Annotated in this window: 16 protein-coding genes; 1 reads left to right on the top strand and 15 read right to left on the bottom strand. The window is 61.9% G+C overall.

Features of this window, described 5'->3' with window-relative positions; translation table 11 throughout:
* Positions 1 to 259: 259 nt before the first annotated feature.
* The 9 genes from ACFFT4_RS33205 to ACFFT4_RS33165 are packed head-to-tail and all read right to left on the bottom strand — an operon-like array spanning position 260 to position 11,373.
* On the bottom strand, positions 260 to 1,099 hold the full coding sequence (locus tag ACFFT4_RS33205) for an amidohydrolase family protein (RefSeq protein ID WP_378053802.1): 840 nt from the start codon (positions 1,097 to 1,099) through the stop codon (positions 260 to 262).
* Entirely contained in the window at positions 1,096 to 2,286 is a 1,191-nt protein-coding gene (locus tag ACFFT4_RS33200) for an MFS transporter (RefSeq protein ID WP_378053800.1), read from the bottom strand. Before ACFFT4_RS33200 ends, ACFFT4_RS33205 begins: the two co-directional genes overlap by 4 nt.
* 43 nt (positions 2,287 to 2,329) lie before the next feature.
* Positions 2,330 to 3,376: an LLM class flavin-dependent oxidoreductase gene (locus ACFFT4_RS33195; protein ID WP_378053798.1), complete on the bottom strand. Its 1,047-nt coding sequence runs from the start codon at positions 3,374 to 3,376 to the stop codon at positions 2,330 to 2,332.
* A gap of 45 nt (positions 3,377 to 3,421) precedes the next feature.
* Positions 3,422 to 4,252, bottom strand: coding sequence for an amidohydrolase family protein (locus tag ACFFT4_RS33190; RefSeq protein WP_378053796.1), 831 nt, complete (start codon positions 4,250 to 4,252; stop codon positions 3,422 to 3,424).
* A gap of 59 nt (positions 4,253 to 4,311) precedes the next feature.
* A complete protein-coding gene (locus tag ACFFT4_RS33185) occupies positions 4,312 to 5,658 on the bottom strand; it encodes an LLM class flavin-dependent oxidoreductase (protein WP_378053794.1) in 1,347 nt (448 codons plus the stop codon).
* Positions 5,659 to 5,712: 54 nt separating this feature from the next.
* Positions 5,713 to 7,791, bottom strand: coding sequence for an ABC transporter ATP-binding protein (locus ACFFT4_RS33180; RefSeq protein ID WP_378053792.1), 2,079 nt, complete (start codon positions 7,789 to 7,791; stop codon positions 5,713 to 5,715).
* A gap of 19 nt (positions 7,792 to 7,810) precedes the next feature.
* Complete coding sequence (locus ACFFT4_RS33175; RefSeq protein ID WP_378053790.1) at positions 7,811 to 8,707, bottom strand: ABC transporter permease; 897 nt, start codon at positions 8,705 to 8,707, stop codon at positions 7,811 to 7,813.
* A 16-nt stretch (positions 8,708 to 8,723) separates the two neighbouring features.
* Positions 8,724 to 9,650, bottom strand: coding sequence for an ABC transporter permease (locus tag ACFFT4_RS33170; protein WP_378053788.1), 927 nt, complete (start codon positions 9,648 to 9,650; stop codon positions 8,724 to 8,726).
* Between the two features lie 22 nt (positions 9,651 to 9,672).
* Complete coding sequence (locus ACFFT4_RS33165; protein WP_378053786.1) at positions 9,673 to 11,373, bottom strand: ABC transporter substrate-binding protein; 1,701 nt, start codon at positions 11,371 to 11,373, stop codon at positions 9,673 to 9,675.
* A 238-nt stretch (positions 11,374 to 11,611) separates the two neighbouring features.
* Between ACFFT4_RS33165 and ACFFT4_RS33160 the strand changes: the two genes are divergently transcribed.
* Positions 11,612 to 12,826, top strand: a complete 1,215-nt coding sequence (locus ACFFT4_RS33160) for a M20 metallopeptidase family protein (RefSeq protein ID WP_378053784.1) — start codon at positions 11,612 to 11,614, stop codon at positions 12,824 to 12,826.
* A gap of 114 nt (positions 12,827 to 12,940) precedes the next feature.
* Here the strand turns inward: ACFFT4_RS33160 and ACFFT4_RS33155 are convergent, their stop codons facing one another.
* The 6 genes from ACFFT4_RS33155 to ACFFT4_RS33130 form a co-directional block, all read right to left on the bottom strand.
* Positions 12,941 to 13,915 carry an aldo/keto reductase gene (locus ACFFT4_RS33155; RefSeq protein WP_378053782.1) on the bottom strand — a complete coding sequence of 325 codons (975 nt, stop codon included), beginning with the start codon at positions 13,913 to 13,915 and terminating at the stop codon, positions 12,941 to 12,943.
* A 119-nt stretch (positions 13,916 to 14,034) separates the two neighbouring features.
* A complete protein-coding gene (locus ACFFT4_RS33150; RefSeq protein ID WP_378053780.1) occupies positions 14,035 to 15,420 on the bottom strand; it encodes an LLM class flavin-dependent oxidoreductase in 1,386 nt (461 codons plus the stop codon).
* 29 nt (positions 15,421 to 15,449) lie between these two features.
* Positions 15,450 to 17,672 carry an SfnB family sulfur acquisition oxidoreductase gene (locus tag ACFFT4_RS33145; RefSeq protein WP_378053778.1) on the bottom strand — a complete coding sequence of 741 codons (2,223 nt, stop codon included), beginning with the start codon at positions 17,670 to 17,672 and terminating at the stop codon, positions 15,450 to 15,452.
* Between the two features lie 14 nt (positions 17,673 to 17,686).
* Positions 17,687 to 19,066, bottom strand: a complete 1,380-nt coding sequence (locus tag ACFFT4_RS33140) for an LLM class flavin-dependent oxidoreductase (protein WP_378053776.1) — start codon at positions 19,064 to 19,066, stop codon at positions 17,687 to 17,689.
* A 21-nt stretch (positions 19,067 to 19,087) separates the two neighbouring features.
* Entirely contained in the window at positions 19,088 to 19,753 is a 666-nt protein-coding gene (locus ACFFT4_RS33135; RefSeq protein ID WP_378053774.1) for a methionine ABC transporter permease, read from the bottom strand.
* On the bottom strand, positions 19,746 to 20,528 hold the full coding sequence (locus ACFFT4_RS33130; protein WP_378053772.1) for a methionine ABC transporter ATP-binding protein: 783 nt from the start codon (positions 20,526 to 20,528) through the stop codon (positions 19,746 to 19,748). Before ACFFT4_RS33130 ends, ACFFT4_RS33135 begins: the two co-directional genes overlap by 8 nt.
* Positions 20,529 to 20,544 lie beyond the last annotated feature (16 nt).

Genomic DNA, 20,544 nt, shown 5'->3' with positions numbered 1-20,544 from the left:
GCCTGTCAGACCGTTAAAAGCAGGCAACTGACCGAATGGGCCTGCCGAGCCATAGAGAGAGGGGGGGGGGGGGATTAGGGGTCATAGAAAAAAAGAAGCATCTATCTCCCGGAGACCGCCTCATACGTTCCTGAAATCACCGATTAACGGGTTAGTCCTTCTTATTTCAGGATCGGGTTTGCGGGGGAATCCGCAGCGGAAGGAGATAGATGCGACTTGCAACTTCCATCGTTCATCTTTCGGTAAGACTCTCCGCCCGTCAGACGGGGAGTCCAAGCAGTCTGGCGCCGTTCTCGTAAAGCACTTTGCGCATAACGCCCTCGTGCCAGGGATAGCTCCGGTAGCGGGACAGCGTAAATTCGTACGAGATGTTCGGATAACAGCTTCCGTACAGCAGTTGATCGGACAAGTGGAGATTGGCGGCTTCCGCATACAGGTTGCCCTGCGGAAATCCAAGGAACAAATCCGGCGACAAGTACAGGTTCGGATAGTAGGAAGCGACGGCGATTGCTTCGCTGACGAACGGCCAACCGCCGTGGGAGACGATGAGCTTTAATTCGGGATATTTCTTTAACGCTCGCACGAGCCGGCTTGCCCGTGCGAATTCGTAATCCTTTCTCGGTTCGTTCATGCCCAGAAAACCGCTTAAGGTGAGCGACACCGGATAGCCGTGTTCGATGCTGGTCTCGAAGATCGGGTCCCAGGAGCCATCGCCGACCGGAAGATGGGGCAGCAGCGTGTGAGCGTTGAGCGACACGCCCCGAAACAAACCGGTAGCCGCATATTTGGCAATCGTTGCGACCGCGCCTTCCGCATCGGGACTGTCCACGCCGATGAAGCCGATGAAGCGCTGCGACGGCTGGCCGGACAAGAAGGCGGAAAGCTCGTCGTTCGAAGAGCCGGGCACGCTTCCGCGCGCCATGACCACGGCATGCGTAATTCCGTTGGCATCAAGCTCGCCGATCGTTTCCTCCAACGTATTCGAAGGCACCGGGTTCACGCCCTGGAGCTTATGGAAGCGCGGAACCGCGTCCCTCCCTTCCTCAAACAGCTTTTCCCACCCGGGAATGGGTGGCTTGATGCGAAAATCGATAATCATCGTTCAGTCTCTCCTTTCCTATCAAATCGGCTGGCCCGGACGGTCCAGGCGGCCCCGAGCAGCGAGACGCCCGTTAACAGAAAGACGAGCGGAATCCCGATCCAACCGCCAAGAACGCCACCCAGCAAGGGACCAAGGACAATGCCGAACTGGCTTGCGGATTGGCTCAGACTTACGGCCCTTCCCCGGAAATCGCGATCCGCGTGCTGAATGATCAGCGCATTCAGCGCGGGATAGACGGCGGCGAAAAACAGCCCGTAGACGAATCGCAAACCCGCGAAAACCGCAATGCCGGAAACCGCCGCCTGCAGAAGATTGCCGATGCCGCCACCCAGCAGGCCGATGAGCAGCGTTCTGCCCAAGCCCAACCGTCCTCCCAGGCGTCCCCAGAACGCTCCGGTCAATACCGTAGCCACGCCAACCGCCGAGAATACGATGCCGGAACTCAGCGCGGCGTTGCTCGCATCCGCGCCCAGCTCGACGACGTATAGCGTCAGAAGCGGCTCCACGATCAGCACCGAGACCGACACCAGCAGAATCAGCCCGTAAATTCGGAGCAAGAGCGGCGTCGCGGCCGCCCGTCTCAAATCCTGCAGCAGGCTATTTCGGCCTGCCTCACGCCGTTCGTGAACCTCCTTGACGCCGAGCACGATAACGGCCGACAGCAGCGTAATGACCCCGGACGCGATGAAGCATCCCCGCAGGCCGATCCATTGGCTCAGTATTCCGCCGGCAAGAGGTCCGACAATGCCTCCCGCGGCCGTCGAGGTCGAGATGACGCCGAGCGCGTAGCCGACATGCTTTTCCGGCGTGTTGGTTCCGACCAGGGTCATGGAAGCGGGACTGAAGCCGGCCATCACGCCTTGGAACACACGCACGAGCATAAATGTAAAGAGATCGTAGGCGAAATAATTGGCCAGATGCGCGAGGGCAAGTCCGATGCCGGAACGGACGAGCATCGGCTTGCTGCCGAACCGGTCGGCAAGCGAGCCCCAATAAGGCGCGCATAAGCCGCTAACCAAAAAACTGATCGATATCGCCGTCCCGGACCATACCTCGAGCCCCTGCCCGAGACCCAGGTCCTGCTGCAGAAATAACGGGAAAAAGGGAACCGAGAGCGTATACGCCATATGATTGATAAACAGCCCAAACCACAACAAATATAAATTGCGCTTCCAGTAAGGCAAGACGCCTCCCCCTGTTCCTGGCCGGTCCGCACGGCGAAGTCCGTCAGGCGCCTGGCGGGTTCCACAACGAGCTCGGGAGCTCGCGCCGCAGCACGGGGGCCACTTCCTTGGCGAAGCGCTCCATCTGTTCCAATTGCTCCGATTCGGTCAATCCGTCGACGCTGATCCCGAGCACCTGATTGCCGAAAGCCCGGTGATAATCCAGAATTTTCTCGATGACGCTGTCCGGGCTTCCGATCAGACCGGAGCTTCTGGCGGCATAGTCCTCGACGTCGACGAACGGCGAACGGTTATGCTTGGCGGCTTCGGTAGTCGAGAAGGCGTTGTAATACGGCCGGAACCGCTCGATTGCTTCCTCCTTCGTATCGGCCAAATACAAGCCCCCGGTTCCCGCGCCGACGAGCGCTTGCTCCGGATCGTGACCGTAGAACGCGAGACGATCGCGATAATGATCGATCAGCGCCTTATACTTCTCTTGCCCGTGCGCCGCATTGGACGAAAACAACGGTTCGCCGTATTTGGCGGCCAGCTCCGTCGAGATTTCGCTGGACGCGCTGCCGTGCCAGATTCGGATCGGGCGCTGCAGCGGCTTCGGCAGAACGGTAACCCCGTCGAGCGGAGGCCGGTATTTGCCCTCCCACGACACCTTCTCTTCCGACCATAATCGTCTCAGCAATTCATACCGCTCCGCCAGAGACTCCCACTGCTCCTTCTCCTCGATGCCGAAGAGCGGATAATGGCGCGGATCGTTGCCTTTGCCGATAATGATGTCCAGGCGGCCGCCGCTCAGATGGTCCAACGTCGCATAATCCTCCGCCACGCGCACGGGATCGAGCACGCTGAGCACCGTCGCCGTGGTCAGCAGCCGGATGCTTTCCGTGCGGGCGGCGATCGAGGCGAGCACGACCGGCGGCGAGGAAGACAGAAACGGCGGTCCGTGCCTCTCCCCTACGCCGTAGCCGTCGTAGCCGAGCTTCTCGGCCCATTCGGCTTGCCGCAAAATATTGCGGAATTTCTGCCGGTCGGAGAGCGTCTCTCCGGACACGGGGTTGGGCAAATTCATGATCAGGCTGAACAAAACAAATTTCATGCGAATCTCTATCCTTCCTGGAGGACGAGCCTCTCTTCCGTTCGCTTAAAGGCCAAGCAGCCTGGCCCCGTTCTCGTACAGCACTTTGTTCAGCACGCCGGGATTCCAGATTTGATTCCGGAAATGGTTGATCGCGAAATCGTAAGGCACGTTCGGGAAGCAGCTGCCGTACAAAATACGGTCGGATAACGGGAAATTGGCCGCCTCGACGTAAAGCTTGCTGCCGGGAAATCCGAGATAGAAATCGGGCGACAGGTACAGGTTCGGACTGTAGATCGCCGTCGTGATCGCCTCGCCGACGAAAGGCCATCCCGCGTGGGAAATGATAATCTTGAGCTCGGGATACTTCTTGGCGTGTCGCAGCAGACCGGCCGGCCGGGCGTAATCGTAATCGGGGGTCGGGCCGATCAAGCCAAGAAAGCCGCTCAAGGTAATCGACAGCGGCAGGTTATGGCGCAGGCTCGCTTCGAAGATCGGGTCCCAGGCGGGATCGCCGAGCGGAATCCGCGGCCGGATCACGGCGGGGTTCAGCGATACGCCGTGAAACAGTCCCGTCGGCGCGTACTTGTCGATAGTCGCCACCGCGCTCTCGACATCGGGCGCGTCGGCGCCGATAAATCCGAAAAACCGCCGCGTCGTCTGGCTCTTCAGAAATGCCGCGAGCTCGTCGTTGGACGAACCGGGCTCGTTGCCCCTTCCCATAATGACTCCGTGCGTAATCCCCCACCGCTCCTGCTCGGCGATCACTTGTTCCAGCGTTTCCGACTCGGTCGGCTCCAGCTCCAGGTTCAGGAACGACGAGAACGCCCGCTTGCCTTCCGCGAATAAGCCCTCCCAGGCGGGAATCGGCGGTTTGATGCGAAAATCGATAGCCATTGCGTGTTTTCCTCCCCAACGTATGAGATTGAGATAATGACAGGGACGCCTCGCGCGGATCAGTTCGCGGTCGGCTGCGCGGCTTCTGCCCGTGCTTGGGTATAACGGTTCTCGGGAATCGGCAGACCCAGGTTGCCGCGCAGCGTGCCGCTCTCGTATTCCGTGCGGAACAGCCCGCGCTCCCGCAAGATCGGCACGACGAGGCGAACGAAATCCTCCAGGCCGCGAGGAACGGCTTCGAACAAGATGAACCCGTCCGCGGCGCCGCCTTCGAACCATTGCTGGATGAGATCGGCCACCTGCGTCGGCGTCCCGATAAATTCGCTTCTGCGGGTCGCCGCCCGAAGCGCTACCTCGCGCAGCGTCCAATTGTTCGCCTTGGCGTCCGCCTTGATCTTGTCCGTTCCGCTCTGGAAGCTGTTTTTGCCCAAGTCGCCGATGTCCGGGAACGGTTCGTCCAGCGGATAGCGGCTGAAGTCGTGGTGCTCGAAAAACCGCCCCAGATGATCGAGCGCCTTCTCGATCGTGACGAGCTCCGCCACCTCCCGGTATTTTCGCTCGGCCTCCTCCTCCGTCTCGCCGACGATCGGACCGATGCCCGGGAACACGAGCACGTCGTCCGGCGAACGGCCGAACGAAGCGGCGCGTTCTTTTATATCGTTATAGAACCGGACCGCCTCCTCAATCGTCTCGTGTCCGGTAAAGATCGCGTCCGCTTCCTTGGAAGCGAAGTTTTTGCCGACCTCCGACGAGCCCGCCTGGAAAATAACCGGCTGCCCCTGCGGCGAACGCGCGATGTTCAGCGGCCCTTTGACGGAGAAAAACCGGCCCTCGTGATTCAGCGCGTGCAGCTTCGCGGGATCGAAGAAAACGCCGGTCTCCTTGTCGCGCACAAATGCGTCGTCTTCCCACGAATCCCACAGCCCCCGGGTAACCTCGAGGTATTCCGCGGCGATTTCGTAGCGCAAGTCGTGCTCGGGATGCTCCTTGTTGTTAAAATTGGACGAGGTTCCTTCCAGCGGAGAGGTCACGATGTTCCAGCCGGCGCGGCCTCCGCTGATCTTGTCGATCGTGCCGAACTGACGGGCGACGTTAAACGGCTCGCTGTAGGTCGTCGACAGCGTCCCGACGAGTCCGATATTCCGGCTCTGCGACGCCAGCGCGCTGAGCAGGGCGATCGGCTCGAAACGGTTCAGAAAGTGGGGAATCGATTTCTCGTTAATATACAAGCCGTCGGCGATAAAGATAAAATCGAGCTTCCCCTCTTCCGCGATTTGCAGCCATTTCTTGTACAGCTCGAAATTGACGCTCGCGTCCGCCTCGACCTCCGGGTGCCTCCACCCGCTTACGTTGCCTCCCACGCCGTGAAGCGCCGCGCCGAACTTGATTTGCTTTTGATTTGCCATCGCAGATTCTCTCCTCGATATCGTTTATTTTTTCTTCGCTTTATTTTTTTTCGCTTACCCTGCCGGGAAGTGGCACGCCGCCTGGTGCCCCGGACTCCATTCGCGCAATTCCGGCTCGCTCTCCCTGCACAGCGCCGTGGCGGCCGGACACCGCGTATGGAATCGGCAGCCGGACGGCGGGCGGACCGGCGACGGGATTTCGCCCCGCAGCGTCACGCTCTCCCGCTTGCGGCCGGGGTCCGGCCAAGGAATCGACGCGATCAGCGCTTTCGTGTAAGGATGAGCCGGATGGAGAAACAGCTCTTCGCTCGCGGCGACTTCGACCAGCTTGCCGAGATACATCACGCCGATCCGGTCGGAAATGTGCCGCACCACGTGCAGGCCGTGCGCGATGAACAGATACGTCAAGCCGAGGCTTTGCTGGATTTCCTGCATCAGATTGACGATCTGCGCCTGAACGGATACGTCGAGCGCCGATACCGCTTCGTCCGCCAGCACGAAGGCCGGCTGCAGCGCGATCGCCCGGGCGATCCCGATCCGCTGCCGCTGCCCTCCGGAAAATTCGTGCGGGTACCGCTCCTGCCAGGCGGGATTTAATCCGACGCGTTCCAGCAGCGCGGCGACGCGTTCTCTTCTCTCCCTCGCGCCGAGATCCGTATGGATGGACAGCGGTTCGGCGATGATGTCGCCGATCCTCCAGCGCGGATTCATCGAGCCGTAGGGGTCCTGGAAAATCATCTGCATATCTTTGCGGGCTTCGCGAAGCTCCGCCTCCGGAAGCTCGGTCAGCGCCCGGCCGCCGAACGTAACCTGACCGGCCGTCGCCCTCTCCAGCTGCGTCACGACCCGCCCCAGCGTCGACTTGCCGCTGCCCGACTCGCCGACCAGCCCGAACGTCTCTCCCCGCCGAATTTGGAAGGTCACGTCGTCGACGGCGCGTACGGACGCTCCGCCCCGCTGGAACAGCCCTTTCCGGATCGGATAGTGCTTGCGGAGATGGACGATCTCGAACAGATTGTCGGCGTCGGACGGCTTGGCCCCGGACGGTTCTGTTTCGGGGAGCCCGGCTTCCGACGGCTTTGGCGGCTGCGGCGCTTCCGTCACCCGGACCGCCTTCGATCGCCCGGCAGGCCCTGAACCCGCCGTCCGGAACGCCGCCGCAACGAGTTCCTCGGCATGCCAGCACGCGACTTCGCGGCCGTTGACGACGGTCAGCTCCGGCGCTTCGGCGGCGCATCTGGCCGTCGCGTGGGCGCAGCGCGGATGAAACCGGCACCCCGACGGCAGCTCGAACAGATTCGGGATCGCCCCTTCGATCGAATACAGCTTCGCGGACCGGTCGCTGTCCAGCGTCGTGACCGATTGCAGCAGGCCGGCCGTATACGGATGATGAGGCTGCTCGAACAATTGTCCGACGCTCGCCTGCTCGACCACTTTGCCCGCGTACATGACGACGACGCGATCGGCCATTTCGGCCGCGATGCCGAGATCGTGCGTAATCAGCAGGATCGCCATGTTGAACTCTTCCTTCAGCTCCTGCAGCAGCTGCAAAATTTGCGCCTGGATCGTCATGTCGAGCGCCGTCGTCGGTTCGTCGGCGATCAGCAGCTCCGGCTCGCAGGATAGAGCCATCGCGATCATCGCCCGCTGCAGCATCCCTCCGGACAGCTCGCCCGGATACTGCTTCATGCGGGTTTCGGGCTCCGGAATGCCGACCCGGCGCAGCAGGACCAGCGCGCGCTTGCGCGCCTCGTCCCGGTTCCCCCGCTTGTGCTCGACGATGGTTTCGACGATCTGATGCCCGATCGTGTACAGCGGATCGAACGCCGCCATCGGCTCCTGGAACACCATCGCGATTTTCCTGCCCCGAATCTCGCGAAGCTTGCGCTCCGGCATCGTCACGATGCTCTGACCGTCGAAATCGATCGCGCCGGAAGCGATGGCGCCGTTCTCGTGCTCGATCAGCCGCATGACCGATTTGGACGTAATCGTTTTTCCGCTTCCCGACTCTCCGACGAGACATACGGTTTCTCCTTGGCGTATGCGGATCGATACGTCCGAGATCGCCGTCAGCGGACCGGCGGGAGTGGCGAAATTTACGGTTAAATTTTGAATGTCCAGCAGCGGTTTCACTCGATTGCCTCCCCTCTGACTAAGCTCTGCCTCTTTTCGGATCGAGTCTGTCCCTGAGCTGGTCGCCGATCAGATTGACGGACAGGACAAGCAGCGTAATCGCCAGCCCGGGAAAGGTCGACATCCACCAGGCCACCGTCAAATAGCCGCGGCCCTGCGACAGCAGCGTGCCCCAGTCCGGAATTTCCTTGATGACGCCCAGCCCGAGGAAGCTGAGGCCGGAGCCGATCAGAATCGAGGTGCCGAGACCGATCGTTCCCATCACGAGCAGCGGAGACCACGCGTTCGGCAGCACGTGCCGGAAGAAGATGCGCAGCTTGCCCGCGCCCGCGGATTTCGCCGCCGTAATGAACGGCCGCCCCTTGATGCTCATGATCTGTCCGCGGAATACGCGGGCAAATCCGGGAACGGAGGAGATGGACACCGCTAACACGATATTGCCCAAGCTCGGTCCCAGCACTGCCGCGATGGCCAGAGCGAACAGGATGCCGGGAATCGTCATCAGAATTTCGACGAAGCCCATCAGAATCGTGTCCGCGACTCCGCCGGCATAGCCGGACACCGCGCCGAGCAGCGCCCCGGCCAATCCCCCGGCCAACACCGAAGCGATTCCGATCAGCAGCGAATCCCGACTTCCGTGGACGACGACGCTGAATACGTCCCGGCCGTAATAATCCGTCCCGAACAGATGCGTCAAGGAAGGCTTGGCCATTACGGCCGTCGTATCCATCTCCGTCGGAGAATAAGGCGCGATCGCTCCCGGAATCAGCGCGCAGGCGACGATAAACAGCACGAATGCGGCCGCCGCGTAAGGGAGCCAATCGGAAACGGTTCTCCGGGGCCTCGGCTTGGGCGCGGTTTCGCCGCGGAGAAGCAGCTGCCGCAAGTCCAGTTTCTTTAATGCCGATCCGATCAACTTGGTCAGCCTCCTTTTATTGCGCGCGTCTTACCCTTGGATCGATAAACCTATAGGACAAATCGACCAACAGATTGATCAGCACGTAAATAACTGCCGAGAAAAAGACGACGCCCTGCACCACCGGCAGATCCTTGCTCATCAGCGCGTCCGTAATGACCCGGCCGATTCCCTGGCGCGCGAACACGGTTTCGATGACGACCGTTCCGGCCATCAATTCTCCGCTCAGCACGCCGATCATGGTCAGGGCCGGAATAAGCGCGCTTCTCAGCGCGTGGCGGTACATGACCAGCCGTTCGGATATCCCTTTTGCCCGGAGCGTCAGAATGAACGGCTCGTTGATCACTTCCAGCATGCTGTTCCGCACGAGCCGGACGATGAAGCCGGCTCCGACGATGCCGAGCGCGAAGGCGGGAAGCACAAGCGTTCGCAGGCTGCCGGAGCCCATGGCCGGAAACCAGCCCAACGATACGGAAAAGATCAGAATCAGCAGGATGCCCGACCAGAACGTCGGCATGGAGATGCCGAACAGTCCGATGATTCTGGCCGCGATATCGATCCAGCCGTTGCGGTGAATCGCCGAGAGCACGCCGAACCAGATCCCGAACGACGCGGCGATCAGGGCGCTGGCCAGCGTCAGGGTCAAGGTCGCCGGGAAATGCTGCAGAATTTTCGGCAGCACCGGCTCGTCGTTCAGCAGCGATTGGCCGAAATCCCCCTGCACCACTCCTCCGACATAAGAGAAGAATTGAATATGAAACGGCTGATCCACGCCCATCTCCGCCCGCAGACTGGCCAGCACCTCCGGCGACACCGCGGAGACGTCCACCACGGCCGACACGGGGTCGCCGGGCAGCAGGTAAACGACGACGAACACGAGCACCAGCGACCCGAATACGACAACCAGCGAAGTCAAGAGACGGACCGCCGCCAATCTGAGCATACGTTGTCCTCCTCGCAGCCGATCAAGATTGAATGACGACGTCATTGAACAGCGGATAGGCGAGCGCGTCGAACCGCAGATTTTTCACGGTTTTCGCCGCGGCGACGGTGTAAGGGAACACGTAGATCGGGATGATGACCGCGTCGCGGCTAATGATCTGCTGCGCCTGCTTATACAGATCGACGCGTGTGGCCGGGTCCGTCTCGATCAGCCCTTGATCGAGCAGCCGGTCAAGCTCGGGGTTGGCGTATCCCGGCAGGTTCTGCGGCGCTCCCGGCAGAACGGAAGCCGAATGATAGAAGGCGCGCAGCGCTTCCGGATCGGAATTGACCTGGCTGTTGCCGTAAATATCGTAGTTGGCGCCCTGGAATACGACGGTGGCCACGTCTTTGGTAATCTCGATTTCGACCGCGACGCCGATCGCCTTGAGCTGCTGCTGGATGAAGACCGCGATATCGTTCCTCTTCTCGCGGTTGGGCGAGCTGTCCACGTAATGCAGCGACAATTTTTGGCCGTCCTTGACCCGGATGCCGTCGTCGCCGGGAACCCATCCCAGCTCGTCGAGCAAGCTTTTGGCTTTCTCAAGGTCGGGCTTGATGCCGCCTTCGAGCGACGCGTCATACCCCAACGTTCCCGGCGTCAGAGCGGACCAGGCGCGGTCGTAGGTGCCCAGGTACAGCGTCTGGACGATCGTGTCGACATCGATGGCCGCCTGCAGCGCTTGACGGGCTTTCGTCTCGTTCCAGGGCGCGTGCTTGCCGTTAATGAACAGCGTGTACGGCAGACCCTGCGTATTGGATTTGAAAATTTGCAGCTTGCCTTCCTGCTCGAGCGACACGATGTTTTGCGGCGGCACGGTTTCTCCCGCCAGAATCTGCCCGCTCTGCACGCTCCCGATCCGCGTCGCTTCCTCGGGAACGATCTTGAAGATCACCCGGTCGAGGTAAGCCGGCCCCTGGTTCTCGACCAACGGCGGCGCCCAGTTGTAATCCGGATTGCGCTCGACCGTAATGGCCGCGTTCTCTTCCCATTTCACGAATTTGAACGGACCGGTGCCTACCGGATTTTTCGTAAACTGGTCGCCGTATTTCCGCGCGGCCGTCGGCGATACGATGCTGACGAGCGCCTGGCTCAGATTGCCCAGAAAAGCGTTGGAGGGCGAGCTGAGATTCAGCTTGATCGTATATTCGTCGACGACTTCCGCGGATTCGTAGGGCCGGATCAACGCGCTGGAGTTCGCCGCTTTCGTCGCCGGGTCCAGAATGCGGTCGTAGCTGAATTTGACCGCCTCGGCGTTAAACGGCGTGCCGTCGTGAAACTTCACGTCCTCGCGAAGCTTGAACGTATAGCTTTTGCCGTCCGGGGAGACGGTCCATTCCTTGGCGAGCCAAGGCTGAATCGACCCGTCCGGTGCCTGCGCGACAAGATTGTCGTACAACGTCCGAATGACGCGGACGGCGACGGCCAGGCCGCTCCGGTGCGGATCGAGATGGTCGGGCGAAGTCGCCAGCGCGAAAGTCAGCTCTCCGCCTGGAACGGGGGCGTTCCCGGCCGCGGCGGCGCTTTCCGCCGGTTGGGACGGCGCGGGGCTGCCCGCATCGCTGCCGCTGCCGGAGTTCCCGCAGCCCGCCAGAAACAGGACCAGCGCCAGCAGACTCGCCAGCGAGCCCCTCCAATTCGTATTTCGTTTTCCTCCTGATATCGTGATCCGGGTTGCTGCCATTTTTCCATGTCTCCTTTTCTCGCCAATGTAAAATCAATAAATCCTATAAGCTTAGTGAGAATAAACCCATTGTAAGGCCGAATCGCGAGCATTGACTAATAAAGAAATGCTATACCTTTATTCAAACTTTGAATATCAGCATAGTCGGAATAGACGGGAGACGGTTTGAAATGATAGGTTTGGAGAAAGCGGAAGCGGGTTCTTGGATCCGCGAACACGAAATAGAGGAGGAAGAAGCATGACCCTTGGGGCACTCGATTACGCGCATTCCTTAAAGGACGAGCTCGTCGCGATCCGCAGAGACCTGCACCGGTACCCGGAGGTGCTGTTCCAGGTCGATCGAACCGCGGCCAAGGTCGCCGATTACTTGCGACGATTGGGCATCGATGTCCGGGAAGGCGTCGGCAAGCATTTCGGCAAAGGCGTCGTCGGCACGCTGGACAGCGGCCGCCCCGGTCCCGTCATCGTGCTGCGCGCCGACATGGACGCTCTGGCGATTCGGGAGGAAAATACGTTCGAGCATCGCTCCCGGAACGACGGCGCGATGCACGCTTGCGGCCACGACGCCCATGTCGCGATGCTGCTCGGCGCGGCCAACGTTCTGACGCGATTTCGCAAGAAATGGCGCGGGACGGTTCGCTTCGCGTTCCAGCCGGCCGAAGAAAGCGCCTTGCCGAGCCCGGTCGACGGGCGGATGATCAGCGGCGGCAAAGACCTGATCGAGGACGGCGCGCTGGAGGGCGCCGATTACGCTTTCGCCCTCCATGTGGAGCCGCGGCTGCCCACCGGCACGCTCGGCGTTCATCGGCGCGAATCAATGGCCGCCTCGACGCATTTTCGGATCGCATTCCGGGGATTGAACGGCCACCACAGCACGCCGCATTTGGCCGTCGACGCGCTGTCCATGGCCGCCCAGTTCGTCACCGACGTGAAATACGCCGTCGCGACGGAGCTCGATCCGTTCGAGCCGGCCGTGCTGGGCTTCGGCACCCTGCACGCCGGAACGGCGATCAACGCGATCGCCGGCGACAGCGAGCTGAGCGGCACCTATCGCGTATTCCAACCGGAAGCGGTGGACAAGCTGCAGCGGCTGCTGGAGACGCGCGCGGCCGCCATCGCGGACGGATACGGAGGAAGCTATACGTCGCAGTATCGTCTCGGCACTCCGCTGATCAACGATCCGACTGCCGTGGAGCTGACGCTGAGGGCGGGACGGCGAGCGTTCGGGGAACAGCGGGTCGTCGTGCTGGAGAAGCCGAGTCTGGCGGGGGAAGATTTCGCCCTCTATCTGCGGGAGCTGCCCGGGGCGTTCGCGTTTCTGGGGGTGGCCGATCCGGCCAAGGAAACGGCGTATCCGCTGCACCACCCCCGCTTCGACCTCGATGAGAACGCGCTGACTATGGGCGCAGGACTATTCGTGCAATGGGTGGCGGAAGCTTCCTCCCGAGAATGAGCCATCTTCCGATGCGGCAAGATGGCTCCCTCTTCGGACGGCAGCGCCCGGTTATAAAGAAAAGCCGTCCCTCGGTCGTGAACGACTCTCGGGACGGCCTCTTCGCGGGGCAAATCAGTTTGCGGTCTCTTCGCTGCGATCCGTCGCCGGCGGCGGATCGATCGACAGCGCCGTAATCTCTCTGCGCCATTCCTCCGTAAAATCCAAATCTACCGCCGCGAGGGACGGCTCCAGCTGCTCGACGTTCCGCGCCCCGATAATCGGCGCCGTAATCGCGGGGTGGCTGAGCGTCCAGGCCACGGCCAGCGTCGCCGGATGAATCCCCCGCTCGCTCGCGTACGCGGCGAACCGGTCCGCGATCGCATAATAGTTTTCGTTCTCGTAACGTTTCGTATAATTGGCTTGCTCCACCAGCCTGCCGGACTCCGGCCGCTTGCCGACGCCGTATTTGCCGGTCAGCAGCCCGCCGCCGAGCGGGCTGTAGCTGATCACGCCCAGCTTCTCCGACTCCGCCAGCGGCAAAATCTCAACCTCGGCCTGCCGCTTGACGAGGTTGTACATCGGCTGGATCAGCTCGAAGCCGGCCAAGCCTTCCTTCGCGGAGACGCCGAGCGCCTTGGCGATCTGCCAGGCCGCCCAGTTGCTGACGGCCGGGTACAGAATTTTGCCCTGCCGGCGCAAGTCGTCCAGCGCGCGAACCGTCTCCTCGATCGGCGTCAGCGGGTCGAACGTATGGATGAAATAAAACTCGATGCGGTCCGTGTTGAGCCGCTTCAGGCTCTGCTCCACCGACAGAAACAGATGCCGCCGCGAGGATCCCCGGGCGTTGCGGTCGGTTCCGGACGGAAAGCCGGCCTTGGAGGTAATGACCACCTCGTCCCGTCTGCCCGCGATCAATTCGCCGAGAATCTCTTCCGCCGCGCCTCCGCTGTAGACGTTCGCGCTGTCGAAGAAATTGACGCCCTTGTCCAGACAGCGGTGGAACAGCTTCGCGGACGTCTCCCGGTCGGCATTGCCGCCGAAAGACATCGTGCCGAAGCACAACTCCGATACTTGAATGCCCGTCTTTCCTACCGTCTTATACTTCATCGTGTCCGTCGTCCTCCTATCGTTTCGTTTCCCCGCCGTACCGAACGACTATCGATGGAAAGATATACATCGCATCCCTCTCCCTTTTTTCATCGATAATCTCGTACGCCTTCGGCTCCTCAACCTTCGGCATCGGCCGTTCTCCGATACCGGGCGGCGGGATGATTGTCCGGAAGCCGTCTCCGCCCCGGGCCGAACAGCTTCTCCCGAAGCGTGCCCGGCTCGTAGTCCCGCTTGTACAGCCCCCGGCTCTGCAGCTCGGGAACGACCAGGTCGACGAATTCCCGCAGGCTGCCCGGCGTAATCAGATGCGCCAGATTAAAACCGTCCAGCCCGGTCTCTTCGACCTGCTCCTGCATGTAATCTACAATATCCTTTGGCGTGCCCGCGCGCAACCCTCCTTGACGAGCCTTGAGCGAACCGATGCGGTCCATCACTTCCCCGACCTTCAATTTTCCCGGCACGTTCTTCGTGAACTGGGCGGCCCGGCTCTGACCGTGGTCGGTCGCCCGATATTCCAGATACGAGTCCGGGTCGTAAGCGGACAAATCGTAGCCGCTGGAGCCGCCGAACTGCGCCAGCGCGGCTTCCCGGCTCCACAAGGCGGCGTATTCGCCGAGCTTCCTCTCCGCCTCTTCCTCCGTTTCTCCGACGACGACGTTAAGGCCGGTAAACATCTTGATGCTCTGCGGATCGCGTCCCAGCCTCTCCGCCTTGTCGCGAATGTCCTGAATGTTGAACTTCAGCGATTCCTTCGAATTGCCGCCGACGAACACGCACTCCGCGTGCTTGGCGGCGAACGCCCTGCCTCTCTCCGAGCTGCCCGCTTGATACAGCACCGGCGTACGCTGCAGAGACGGCTCGCTCAGATGCGGTCCCGGAACCCGGAAGAAGCGGCCCTCGTGATCGATCCGCCGAACTTTGCCCGGTTCCGCGTAGACGCCGCGCTCTGCGTCGCGAACGACCGCATCGTCCTCCCAGCTGCCTTCCCACAGCTTGTACGCGACTTCCAGAAACTCGTCCGCCAGGTCGTAGCGATCGTCGTGCTTGATCATCCGGTCCAGGCCGTAGTTGAGGGCCGCGTTCGGCAAATACGAGGTCACGATATTCCAGGCGATCCGCCCTCCGGTCAGATGGTCCAGCGTGGAGAATCGCCGGGCATGAGCGTAAGGATGCTCGTAAGTGGTCGTCACCGTCACGGCGAAAGACAGATGCTCGGTCACCGACGCCATCGCCGGAACGATCAAGGCCGGATCGTTCAGCGGCACCTGAACGCCGTCCCGGATCGCCGGATCGCGGCTTTGCCTGTAGACGTCGTAGATGCCGACGACGTCCGCCAGGAACAGGGCGTCGAATTTTCCCCGTTCCAGCAGACGCGCGATGTCCGCCCAATAGTCCAGATCCGTATACCGATGCCTCTCGTTGTCGGGATGCTTCCACAGCCCATGCGAATTGTGCATGGCGGCGTTCATATCGAACGCGTTCATAATAATCCGTTTGCCCATCGCTTCGCCTCCTTTTCTATCAGTGTCGGCTAGACTTTGTATTCGTGATAGACCCCGTTCAGAAACCACTTGCCCACGTGATGAAGCTTGAGCCTGGCGGGATCGTGCAGCGTATGGATGCGGACGTTGCGCCAATGGCGGTCGTAATTGTGCTTGCGGTCCATGGAGGACGTGCCGGCGACTTCGAACAAGGCGTTCGCGATCTCTACCGCGGTCTCCGTAATGAGCCACTTTGCCGAATCGACCGTCAGCGCGGCGCGGCCGGCCGTCTCCGCGTTCAATTCCGCGCGCGCCGCGTCGACGGCGTCGGCCGCCCGGTCGAGCAGCGCCTCTCCCGCCTGCAGGCGGATGCCCAGCTCTCCGAACCGGCGGATCAGATCCGGCTCCTCCGCGGCGGAAGCCGCGCCGTTGCCGTAAGCGGGACGCGTATGCTCCCTCACGAACGCCGCCGCGTCCTCCAGCGCCGCCTGGGCAATGCCCAGATCGACGGCCGCGTGCATGATCTGGCCGAAGGCCGAGAAAAGCTGGGGACCCTCGAAAATCTTCCAGTGGGAAAACAGATGGAGCTCGGGCACGCGCACCTCCCGCAGGATGACGCTGCCGCTGGCCGTCGTGCGCTGGCCGATGCCCGACCAGTCGTCGAGTACGGTCACGCCCGGGGCGTGCCTCGGAACGAACGCGGTCATCCGGCGTTCCTCCTCGTCCAGGGCGGTAACGGGAATCCAATGGGCATACAGCGCTCCCGTCGAATAATATTTGCTGCCCGACAGCTCGTAGCCGTCCCCGTCCGCCGCCGGCCGGATCGTTGCGGACAAGCGTTTGGCCCCTTTGCCGCCGCCTCTCTCCGCCAACGCATTGCCGAACTGGGCCCCCTTCAGCGCCTCGCCGAAGAAGAAGCGCTTCTGCTCCTCGCTGCCGACCAGCTCGATCGCCTTGACGAAGAAATGATGGTTTTGCGGAATCTGGCCGATCGCTCCGTCCGCGTGCGAAATCAGCTTGAAAATCTCCACCAGCGTGCGGGTGCTTACGTCCGGTCCGCCGTACGCTTGCGGCACGACCAGCCCGAGCAGCCCCAGCTCCGCAAGCCGCCGCATTTCCTCGAGGGGCAGCTTGCGGCGTCGGTCTCTCTCCGAAGCGCCCGGTCGGATCTCCTCGGCGAAGGCTCTTGCCGCCTCCAGCGCCTCTTCGTCGTCCCGGAGCACTCGCGCCGGCCCGCGTTCGAAGAAGAAGGAACGCGGCAAATCCCGCTCGGCGTAGTCCGAGATCGGTTCCGACTGCGGAAGCTCGATCTCCCCGCCGTCCAGAAGCGCTTGCGCCCCCTGAATTCTCTCCTTGTCCAGCGCCTCGTCCAGCGGAAAATCCCGCTCCAGCGCCCCAAGCGCCAGCAGCTCCCGCTTCCAATAGACGAGCCGCGCCCACTTGTCTTCGGCAACGGAGATCCCGAGCTGCCTGTGCAGCCGCTCCGAGAAGACGGATTCGACCTCCTCCTCCGGCAAGCCGAGCAACCTGGCCGCGAGCCGGTTCGCTTCCTTGCGGTTCTCGTACGCCCAGCTGGAAGCCGCCGAAGCATGGGCGAGAATGCGGTCCGCCCATTCGGGACGTTCGCGGACGAGTCCGCCCGAGACGGTCAGAACGGCCATCGCGGGAGCGTAGATGACGTACTCCTCCAGCTCGCGAACGCCGAGCAGCCGGCGCGCTTCCGCCGCGAGGGCCCCCTCGGCGAAGATCGCGTCCGCTTCGCCGCGAAGCAGAGCTTGCAGATCGAGCCGACCGCCGGCCGGAACCTCCGCGCCGCGCAGCTCGACCCATTCGAGCTCCTCGGGCAAGCTCCCGGCTTTGGTCAGCGCAATGTCCACGTTCCTGGCCGCCTCCCGCTTGCGGATCTCGTCCTCCGGACGGCCGCCGACGGCGATCCCGAGCCGGGCTCCCCGCAAGTCGGCAACGGTTCTCCGCGGCGAGTCGGCGCGCACGAGAATCGTTTCCCGGCGATATTGCAGCGCCAGGCCGACGATCCGGACGTCTTCTCCCCGGGATAACCGTTCGAGAGCCGTCGCCGGATTCTCGTATTGAATCGAATAGTCCTCCGACGTCCCCGGCGCCGCCAATCGCAGCCGATTTCCCTCGGCGTCCCGGACGGCCGGAATGCCTCTGCGGCGCAGATCGAGCGGCAGCTCTCCCAATTGATACGCGAGCCCGATCGCGCCGATCGTCTCCGGCGCGGGCGCCGTCAGAGCCTCTATCTTGATCGACATGCCTTTCCTCCTCTTCAGGTCAAAGTCGGCTGCTTGCGGTACGCCGCGCCCGGGTGATCCTCGGGCAGTCTCCGAATCCCTCTCCCGAACAGCCTCTCGCGCAGCGTCTCCTCCTCGTACTCTTCCCGGAACAGCCCTCTGCGCTGAAGCTCGGGAACGACGAGCTCCACGAAGTCGCGCAGCGTGTCCGGCGAGACGATCTGCGTCACGTTAAAGCCGTCGATCCCCGTTTCCTCCACCCAATACTCGATTTTATCGGCCACCTGCTCGGGCGTTCCGACGACGAACAATCCCCTTCCGCCCAGCGTTCCGAGCGTTTCCACGACCTCGCGGACCTTCTTCGGACGCGGGCTGTCCTTGGTGAACTGCGCCGCCGCCGTCCGGCCGTGATCCGTCTCGGCGTATTCCAGCACGTCCTCCGGATCGTAGGCGGACAGATCGTAGCCGCTTCCTCCCCCGTAGTGCGCCAGCACGCCCTCAACGCTGTATAACGCCTGATAGTCGGCGAGCTTCCTGCACGCCTCCTCCTCCGTTCGGCCCACGATCGCCAGCAGTCCGGCCATCAGCTTGAGATGCCCGGGATCGCGCCCGCAAGCCGCCGCCTGCCTGCGAATGTCCCCGGCGTAGCGGCGCAGCGCCTCGACGCTGCCTCCGCCCAGAAAGACGGCCTCCGCGTGCTTCGCCGCGAACGCCCGCCCCCTGGCCGAGCTGCCCGCCTGGTAGATGACCGGCGTGCGCTGAAGCGAAGGCTCGCTCAGATGCGGGCCCGGCACCTTGAAGTAGCGCCCTTCATGGGAGATGAGATGCACCTTGTCCGGATCGGCGTAGACGCCGCGCTCCGCGTCGCGAACGACCGCGCCGTCCTCCCAGCTGCCCTCCCACAGCTTGTAGCTGACGTCCAGATACTCCTCGGCGATCTCGTAGCGCTCGTCGTGGCGAATCATGCCGTCCAGCCCGAAATTCCGCGCCGCGCCCGGCAAGTAGGAAGTAACGACGTTCCAGGCGATTCTGCCCTTCGTCAGATGGTCCAGGGTCGACATTCTTCTGGCGTGGGCGAACGGCTTCTCGTACGTCGTCGAGAAGGTGACCGCGAACCCCAAATGCTGCGTCGCGAGCGCCATCGGCGGCACGACAAGGAAAGGATCGTTGCAGGGCACCTGCACCGCCTCGCGGATCGCCGTCTCCTCTCCTTGCTTGTAGACGTCGTATACGCCGAGGACGTCCGCGAGGAACAGGGCGTCGAATTTGCCTCGCTCCAGCAGCCGGGCCAGCTCCGTCCAGTAGCGGATATCCGTGTAGCGGTGCCGGTTGTTGCCCGGATAGCGCCACAAGCCGTGCGCGATATGGCCGACGCAATTCATTTCGAACGCGTTCAGATGAATTTTTTTCGCCATGTCCGGTCTCCTTTCCTCGGGTTACAGCCTTTTGTCCAGCTTGCGAACGACGAAGTTGCCCGCGAACTGGAACACCTGAACGAACAGCACCATAATCACGATCGTGACGAACATGACGTCCGTCTGATAGCGGTAATAGCCGTAGCGGATGGCGAAGTCGCCGATTCCCCCGCCCCCGACCAGCCCGGCCACGGTGGAGTAGGAGAGGAAGCTGACCGTCACGATCGTAATCGCGTTGGCGATGCCGGAGCGGGCTTCCGTGTACAGCACCTTCCAGACGATCTGGAATTTGTTCGCCCCCATCGACTCCGCCGCTTCCACGACGCCGCGGTTGACGTCCAGCAAAATCTGCTCGATGAACCTGGCGAAATAAGGAACGGCGTTGATGATCATCGGCACGGTCGCCGCCGTCGTTCCCAGCGCCGTCCCGACGACAAGCCGGGTGAACGGGATAATGGCGATCATCAGAATGAGGAACGGGAACGAGCGGACCAGATTCACGATTCCGTTAAGAATGACGTAGAACCTGGGCCACTTGAGAAAAGAATCCGGGCGCGTCAGGAACAGGATCGTCCCGAGCGGGGTGCCGATGGCGACGGCGATCGGAATCGTGAGCACGAGCATGTAGAGCGTCTCCAGCAGCGCCTTGACGAGCTCCGGCCAAGCATAGATTACGTTGTCAAGCATACTGCGCCTCCTTCTCCCTCTCCCTTTCGCCTTCCAGCGAAATTTCGTTTTTGAACAGATATTGGGCAATGTTGGACTGCGGAACGATATTTTTCTCGCGCAGGTCGAACTTCTCCACGATCTTCCCGTGCTCCATGACGGCGACCTTGTTGCAGATCGCCTTGATGACGTTCATCTCGTGCGTCACGATCACGATCGTGATGCCCAGCTTGCGGTTGATGTCCCGCAGGGCGGCCAGAATGCTGCCCGTCGTCTGCGGATCGACGGAGGACGTCGGCTCGTCGCACAGCAGAATCTTCGGCTCGTTCGCCAAAGCCCGGGCGATCGCAACCCGCTGCTTCTGTCCTCCGCTCAGCTTCGCCGGGAACGCCTTCGCCTTATCCGACAAGCCGACCGTCTCCAGGCAGGTCTCTATCCGGCTCCGCCGCTCGGCCTTCGGCACCTTCGCGATCTCGAGCGGGAAGCTCACGTTGTCGTACACGCTCAAGTTGTTCAGCAGGTTGAAATGCTGGAAAATCATCCCGATCGACAGCCGTTTCCTCCTCAATTCGCGGATACTCAGCTTCGTCAGATCCTCCCCGTCCACGACGACGGCGCCCTCTTCGGGCCGCTCCAGCAGATTGATCGTCCGCAGCAGCGTCGATTTGCCCGCGCCGCTGAAGCCGATCAATCCGTAAATGTCTCCTTGCTCGACCTGCAGGGAAGCGGAGGAAACCGCATGAAGCGGTCCTCCTTCCGTCGCGTACGTCTTGCTTATATTTTGCAGGGTTATCATTTCGATCGCTCCTTGT

It is taken from the genome of Cohnella cellulosilytica (assembly GCF_042431195.1).
Lineage (GTDB): Bacteria > Bacillota > Bacilli > Paenibacillales > Paenibacillaceae > Cohnella > Cohnella cellulosilytica.
This window is presented reverse-complemented; position numbering and strand designations above follow the sequence as displayed.

What these genes read in the sequence shown, in the direction of transcription:
- ACFFT4_RS33205 (WP_378053802.1), bottom strand. Translation starts at nt 1,099, where the DNA reads ATGATTATCGATTTTCGCATCAAGCCACCCATTCCCGGGTGGGAAAAG.
- ACFFT4_RS33195 (WP_378053798.1), bottom strand. Translation starts at nt 3,376, where the DNA reads ATGAAATTTGTTTTGTTCAGCCTGATCATGAATTTGCCCAACCCCGTG.
- ACFFT4_RS33190 (WP_378053796.1), bottom strand. Translation starts at nt 4,252, where the DNA reads ATGGCTATCGATTTTCGCATCAAACCGCCGATTCCCGCCTGGGAGGGC.
- ACFFT4_RS33185 (WP_378053794.1), bottom strand. Translation starts at nt 5,658, where the DNA reads ATGGCAAATCAAAAGCAAATCAAGTTCGGCGCGGCGCTTCACGGCGTG.
- ACFFT4_RS33170 (WP_378053788.1), bottom strand. Translation starts at nt 9,650, where the DNA reads ATGCTCAGATTGGCGGCGGTCCGTCTCTTGACTTCGCTGGTTGTCGTA.
- ACFFT4_RS33165 (WP_378053786.1), bottom strand. Translation starts at nt 11,373, where the DNA reads ATGGCAGCAACCCGGATCACGATATCAGGAGGAAAACGAAATACGAAT.
- ACFFT4_RS33160 (WP_378053784.1), top strand. Translation starts at nt 11,612, where the DNA reads ATGACCCTTGGGGCACTCGATTACGCGCATTCCTTAAAGGACGAGCTC.
- ACFFT4_RS33155 (WP_378053782.1), bottom strand. Translation starts at nt 13,915, where the DNA reads ATGAAGTATAAGACGGTAGGAAAGACGGGCATTCAAGTATCGGAGTTG.
- ACFFT4_RS33150 (WP_378053780.1), bottom strand. Translation starts at nt 15,420, where the DNA reads ATGGGCAAACGGATTATTATGAACGCGTTCGATATGAACGCCGCCATG.
- ACFFT4_RS33145 (WP_378053778.1), bottom strand. Translation starts at nt 17,672, where the DNA reads ATGTCGATCAAGATAGAGGCTCTGACGGCGCCCGCGCCGGAGACGATC.
- ACFFT4_RS33140 (WP_378053776.1), bottom strand. Translation starts at nt 19,066, where the DNA reads ATGGCGAAAAAAATTCATCTGAACGCGTTCGAAATGAATTGCGTCGGC.
- ACFFT4_RS33135 (WP_378053774.1), bottom strand. Translation starts at nt 19,753, where the DNA reads ATGCTTGACAACGTAATCTATGCTTGGCCGGAGCTCGTCAAGGCGCTG.
- ACFFT4_RS33130 (WP_378053772.1), bottom strand. Translation starts at nt 20,528, where the DNA reads ATGATAACCCTGCAAAATATAAGCAAGACGTACGCGACGGAAGGAGGA.